Genomic DNA, 5,554 nt, shown 5'->3' on the forward strand with positions numbered 1-5,554 from the left:
ACCTCAACATTAACCCCTGAGCAACGAAAAGCCCTGGAAGATTATCAGCAAAAACAAAATATCGATGAGATAGTCAAAAAAGTCGTCAATGAAAATCGATTAACCAAACAACTTCAACAAATAGAACGGGAGATGGTACGTGATCTTGCTAAAGAAAAAACGTTAGGAGACTAAAACATATTACATTTATAAACAAATTGATAAAATTTATTGTGTTATAGTAAAACTAAATAATAAGTTATTGAACAATAAAGTTATTAATATATATCTGTCAAAATTATTTTTCAATTAAAACCAGGTTAATAAATTATTAAAAATGAATATGAAAATAATAAATAATAGTTTGAATGTTAATCTTTATCATTCAAATAAAGAAAAAATAAATAGTGTAGAATTTAATAAAGTTAGATTAACTGTTAGTCATGGTAAACCACCAAAAAAAGCTTATAAAGCTTATCAAAAAATCATTTCTCTGAATAAATCAATAAAAAATAAATTTAAAACCAACCAATCAATTCATGATATCTACGACTATCAGCGTAATTTAATAGATGCCGCTATTCTAGCTATGAATAAGGTAGGAGGAGATAGTTCTACGCTAATTTCGCTATCCAATCAATTGGATGCTTCAAAATTTAAGGAAAACAGAGTCGCAACAGATAAAGAAATAGAAATTTCCAAAAAATTACGTAATAATCTTGTTAACTTAATATCTAATAACTTTTTACAAAATAAACATTCTTCTTTTAAAGCTAAAAAATTAGCCAATATCACTTTTAAAGAAGCATTAATTGAACACCTAAATAATAAAAATTGGCGTACCATAAAAAATAATATTACCTATGCTGGGAAAACCTATTTAAGTAAACAACAACCAGCAAGTAAAATGAAATTAGGGAAAGATGATATTTTCCCTATATCTTATTCCGATAAAGGTATCTGTTCATCCTCAACAAAAGAAACTTATCATGCGACTAATTTATGGAAATCATCAATAAGTATAAAAGAGAATGGTATTAATAAAACGCTTTTTGAAGGTATACGTCACGGGGTTTTATCACCTTATGAATTGCCAGAAAATTCGTACGAAAGAACCCTTGGAGCTAGAAATCGAGCCAGAGAAGTAGTTACAGCAGCGCTTTTTTCTAAGACACATATCCTTGATAAAGCCTTAAAAGGAGAGCCTGTTAAACTACGGTTGGTATCTACTTCTTTATTAACCAATACTAAGATAGGTAATGAAGAAACAATGCTACGTGATCAGATCAAAGCATGGGAGGCGCTTAGTAATCAACAAAAAATGACTTTAAGAATTAGAGACAAACAAGGTCAAATACAAAATGTTAAAGTTATCTTAGAGGTATCTGCTTTTAATTTTGGAGTAAACGAATTAGCACTAAAGTTTAAGGTGGGTAATTCAGCCTCTGATGTTTATAACTCTATGGCAATGCAAAAATTATTAGGTGATGATTTGGAGCCAAATTCAACTCCTGGAGGTTGGGTTGGTGAGTATTTAAAAGGAAACCCAGATAATGTAGATAAAGTCCTGGAGTTAAGCAAACAAATAAAGACTATATGGAAAAATAAATGGCATCATGTTGATGATGGTGAACCTTATAAAGCATCAAAACGCATTGCTATGCTTGCATATGAAATTAAAGCGGTTCCATGCTGGAATTGTAAAAGTGGAAAAGATAGGACTGGAATGCTAGATTCAGAGATAAAACAAGAAGTTATTTCCTATAATCAAAGAATAAAACTTAGTAAACCAGGATCACCTTATGGTGGAATAAACAATGAGTTAATGAAAGAAGTTTTCACCAAAAGTGGTAATCAAGAAATACAGTATTATAATACTGGAGCAAAAGGTAATAAAGTCATCAAAAATTTGCCATTAAGTTTTTTAAACCTTTCATATGAAAAACGTATTGCTGATAAAAAGGTATTCAATAGCTTAAAAGGTCTTTCTAATTTAGTTAAAAGTTGATGGATTTATGCAAAAATTGCTATCATTTTTATATGATTACTTTGGTCTAGAATTAGATAATGAAGAGCCTGTGTTATCTATAAATAATGATCTATCTATTTACTTTGATAGATCAAATGGAGTAATAGAGATGATCTGCCCTTTAATGAGGGCAACTAATGACCCAGAATTATTAATCCAAATTTTAAAAATAAACTATTATTCTAATGTAATATTATCTACGGATTTAGATGCTTCAGTGATATTAGCAATTTATCGTATACCAGGAGAAAGTTCAGAATCAGATATGTTGTCAGCATTGGAATTAATAATTAATTTTTCTATAAAATTTCAACAAGACTTTTTGTACGATAAAAAACCAGTTTTAAAAAATGAAATAAGTGATAAAAAATATTTATTTAATACTAAAAAGATATAGTTTTTCCTTAAATTTTATATTTACCTAAAAAATATTTTTGTACGTAATATTTAGGTTATTTTTTATTTTTATCTCAATTTCTGTTATACATATTCAAATCATGATCGGCGTGATGCAAATATGCAATAATTACAAATAAATTTAAAATACCGTCAAAATGACGGTATTCAATTAATAGAGTTAAAATTAATCATCTGGAAAAAATTTCTTAATCTCTTCTTTAGCAGCATCTCTAATTTCATTAACCATTTTATGATATTCATAATTTTCTTTTCCTTCTAAATAAGGAGAAAAAGATTGCATACCTAAAATTAACGACACGGCTTTTTTTGTCTTTATTAAACTTTCAAGTACAACTTTATTAAAGGCTTCCTGATTAAAAGAATTATCTTCATTATTTTGTTGAGCTTCATAAACCCTTAAACCAAGTTCAAGTAACATTGTCCCTACACTGGATAAGCTAATTTCAGTTTCATTCGCACCCTCATTTTTTTGTTGATTTACGATATTAACAATCCGATTAAAAACATCATTTGACGTGTAAATTTGTAATCTTGCCATGAAATTTTATCCTTGACGAATAGACTATGATTAGGTTAAAAATTAGCCATATCAAAGCAAGTTGCACACAACTCTTTATTGAGTCAATAACGAGTCGTTTACGACTCACTCACAACTCTTTATACAACTCGCATAACAAAAATGCAAGTCGTAAACGACTTACATAACGACTCGTAAGACGACTCATTGCTCAGAAATACGAGTCGCTAACGACTTGAATTACGACTCTTATACGACTTACAAATAGAAAAACACGAGTCGTAAGGCGAGTCTTTTAAGGACTTGACTCTAGAGTTGAGTCTAGCTATCCGTATGAAAAATAACAATAACTCTAATAAGACTCTATTTTTAAGTTGTTAACGACTCTAGTTTTTTAGATGTAAAATAATTAATTAAATATTAAAAAACCTAACTTATTGATTTTAAATTTATTTATTGCAAATTTTTAATTTGCGTGGGGTGTGAACATATTCTATGCTAAGGAGTGGGCGATAAGAAGTGTTGTGAGAGCGATGGACTAGGGACTTTTGGGGGATAAAATCGAGGCTGTTTGATGAAATTTTTAAAACTTTTAATCGTAATTTTTCTGTTTGGATTTTTCACTAATGCCAGTTTTGCCGATTGTTTTTATTTGGCGGGCAGAGATTATAAAATAGACCCTGATTTATTACGGGCTATCGCTTGGGTAGAATCAAAATATAATCCGAATGCTATCGGAAAAAATAATAATAACAGTATTGATATTGGCCTCATGCAAATTAACTCACAGCATATTAATTATCTTAAATCGTTAGGTATTACCCCTTATCAATTAAGAAATGATGCTTGTATGAATATTTATACTGGCGCTTATTTTTTAGCGCTGGCATTTAATAAATGGGGTGTAACCTGGTAAGCAATAGGCGCTTATAATGCCGGATTTAAAAATAATGAAATACAGAATAAACAAAGATTAATTTACGCCAGAAAAATTAACAAAGTTTATCGTAAAATAAAAAATAATCAGCACCAGTAAATAAACATTAAATTAAGGAATAATAAATGAGAATAAAATTTAATGGTCGCTGGAATAAACAAAGTCTTAAGAAAGCAATTTGTGAAGCGATTGAAGAATTACAATTTTATGACATTAAATTTCTCTCCGGCGTTAATCTTTATTTTCATGGTGAAAATATTAATTTTGATAAGATTGAAATTCGGAACGAAAATGATGACCCTGTTATGTTTATTTATGATAATCATATTCCGGTTATAAAACCACGCAAAAAGAAAAAAAGAAAAGCACCCGTCATTAGCCTTGCTGATTTTAAAATAAATAAACAGCAAAAAGATAAATTATAAAAAAAGGCGGATATACCGCCGATTTTATTATAATTGCTTATTTCCGATATAATTGATAATCGTTTTAAATTTTCTTAACCTTTTTTGATTAAAAATTTGAGGGGAAAAGTTTTGTGTCTGCTCTACAACTCTTTTGGTTTCTTCAAAATCACGGTTAATCATTTCACACAAGGCAAAAAATTCATTCTCATTATCAAAAATTGATAATAGTTTCGAATTATCATCAAAACAATCAGTTTGCATAACTGCCTCCTTCACACCCCGTTATCACCTTTTTATCATGATCATAAAGTCCCCAGGTCGTCTTTTCAGAAAAAGGCAAATTATCATAATCTTTGCCTTTCCAACCGTTACCATCATTAAAACCGTTTTCTATTAGCCAAAATTTACACGCCGTTAGTAATTCGCCTTTCATTTTGTTGAGTATTTTCATGACTATTGTTTGATTACAGATATCTGTCTCGCAAGATTGATAGTGATAAAAGGCAATATTAGCCATAATTTGTAGGCCAGCGGCATAAGCCTTATAGCCATCTTCCTCATATAAATCAGTTTGTTGTTTTGAAAAATCATATCTTACTGTCGGTTCATTCTCGGAATAACGCTCGTTTACTGATCTAGAATTTAAACTCATCATCATATCTAAAAATGCTGGCGCTTCGGCTTCATGAATGTAATCCAACTCAATCAATGCAGTTACGATACTGGAGGCAGTTTTGTTGTTAATGATATAGCAACTCATTTATCATCCCCTCCTTCAATGCGCTGTTCCGCTTGTTGTTTTAATGTCGCTACAAGACAAATAAAATTGACACACTCACGAATAATTAAAATTTTTGACGTACAAAACGGCTTGTTTAATATGCTGCACGCTTTCATTACGCGTGCGATATGCGTATTATTTCGCATAGCTCAACTCCTACTATCTTTAGGTTTTAGGTTAGGTACTTGAAGGGAGTCGGATCCCTACAAGTACCGTTAGATTTTATTTAATTCTTTATAATCAAATTCAGAATTGATAATTTTGCCGTGCCATAGCAACTTCAACACAAAGAGATTGCTCAAATTGGTTACGAACAAAAGCAATTATTTCCTCCCCTAATTCACCGTACAAATCGGGAATTAAGGTTATTGCCTTTATCCAATATTTGACCACGGAATATTTTAACTTTGGTTCCTGCCAGTTACTTACGCCGTGATTTAAGACGTTTTCAGTTATTGCCATGAGTTGTTCAAACAACCATTGG

8 protein-coding genes and 1 pseudogene are annotated in these 5,554 nt (G+C 30.4%); 4 read left to right on the forward strand and 5 right to left on the reverse strand.

The genetic code is table 11. From position 1 onward, the window contains the following. Positions 1-322: 322 nt before the first annotated feature. A complete protein-coding gene (locus G468_RS0115850; RefSeq protein ID WP_081700711.1) occupies positions 323-1,987 on the forward strand; it encodes a type III secretion system effector inositol phosphate phosphatase in 1,665 nt (554 codons plus the stop codon). A 7-nt stretch (positions 1,988-1,994) separates the two neighbouring features. Beyond that, entirely contained in the window at positions 1,995-2,405 is a 411-nt protein-coding gene (locus G468_RS21465; RefSeq protein ID WP_051297161.1) for a type III secretion system chaperone family protein, read from the forward strand. Between the two features lie 186 nt (positions 2,406-2,591). Here G468_RS21465 and traM read toward each other — a convergent pair whose 3' ends face one another. Next, on the reverse strand, positions 2,592-2,966 hold the full coding sequence (traM, locus tag G468_RS0115860; RefSeq protein WP_026823888.1) for a conjugal transfer relaxosome DNA-binding protein TraM: 375 nt from the start codon (positions 2,964-2,966) through the stop codon (positions 2,592-2,594). A gap of 553 nt (positions 2,967-3,519) precedes the next feature. Here traM and G468_RS21470 point away from each other — a divergent pair. Beyond that, positions 3,520-3,981: pseudogene (locus G468_RS21470) on the forward strand (transglycosylase SLT domain-containing protein). A gap of 26 nt (positions 3,982-4,007) precedes the next feature. Beyond that, on the forward strand, positions 4,008-4,307 hold the full coding sequence (locus G468_RS0115870; RefSeq protein WP_026823889.1) for a hypothetical protein: 300 nt from the start codon (positions 4,008-4,010) through the stop codon (positions 4,305-4,307). A 27-nt stretch (positions 4,308-4,334) separates the two neighbouring features. Here the strand turns inward: G468_RS0115870 and G468_RS0115875 are convergent, their stop codons facing one another. The 4 genes from G468_RS0115875 to G468_RS0115890 all read right to left on the reverse strand — a co-directional run. Further along, positions 4,335-4,550, reverse strand: coding sequence for a hypothetical protein (locus G468_RS0115875; RefSeq protein WP_026823890.1), 216 nt, complete (start codon positions 4,548-4,550; stop codon positions 4,335-4,337). Next, positions 4,540-5,049: a hypothetical protein gene (locus G468_RS0115880; protein ID WP_026823891.1), complete on the reverse strand. Its 510-nt coding sequence runs from the start codon at positions 5,047-5,049 to the stop codon at positions 4,540-4,542. The genes G468_RS0115875 and G468_RS0115880 overlap by 11 nt, the downstream gene beginning before the upstream one ends. Continuing rightward, a complete protein-coding gene (locus G468_RS23935) occupies positions 5,046-5,216 on the reverse strand; it encodes a hypothetical protein (RefSeq protein WP_155847014.1) in 171 nt (56 codons plus the stop codon). The genes G468_RS0115880 and G468_RS23935 overlap by 4 nt, the downstream gene beginning before the upstream one ends. 100 nt (positions 5,217-5,316) lie before the next feature. Further along, on the reverse strand, positions 5,317-5,554 hold a 238-nt coding region (locus tag G468_RS0115890), incomplete at its 5' end, for a hypothetical protein (protein ID WP_026823892.1).

This window comes from Arsenophonus nasoniae DSM 15247, from assembly GCF_000429565.1.
Lineage (GTDB): Bacteria > Pseudomonadota > Gammaproteobacteria > Enterobacterales > Enterobacteriaceae > Arsenophonus > Arsenophonus nasoniae.

Excerpts from the sequence above, each read along its gene's own strand:
- G468_RS0115850 (WP_081700711.1), top strand. The coding sequence starts at position 323 with ATGAAAATAATAAATAATAGTTTGAATGTTAATCTTTATCATTCAAAT.
- G468_RS21465 (WP_051297161.1), top strand. The coding sequence starts at position 1,995 with ATGCAAAAATTGCTATCATTTTTATATGATTACTTTGGTCTAGAATTA.
- traM (WP_026823888.1), bottom strand. The coding sequence starts at position 2,966 with ATGGCAAGATTACAAATTTACACGTCAAATGATGTTTTTAATCGGATT.
- G468_RS0115870 (WP_026823889.1), top strand. The coding sequence starts at position 4,008 with ATGAGAATAAAATTTAATGGTCGCTGGAATAAACAAAGTCTTAAGAAA.
- G468_RS0115875 (WP_026823890.1), bottom strand. The coding sequence starts at position 4,550 with ATGCAAACTGATTGTTTTGATGATAATTCGAAACTATTATCAATTTTT.
- G468_RS0115880 (WP_026823891.1), bottom strand. The coding sequence starts at position 5,049 with ATGAGTTGCTATATCATTAACAACAAAACTGCCTCCAGTATCGTAACT.
- G468_RS23935 (WP_155847014.1), bottom strand. The coding sequence starts at position 5,216 with ATGCGAAATAATACGCATATCGCACGCGTAATGAAAGCGTGCAGCATA.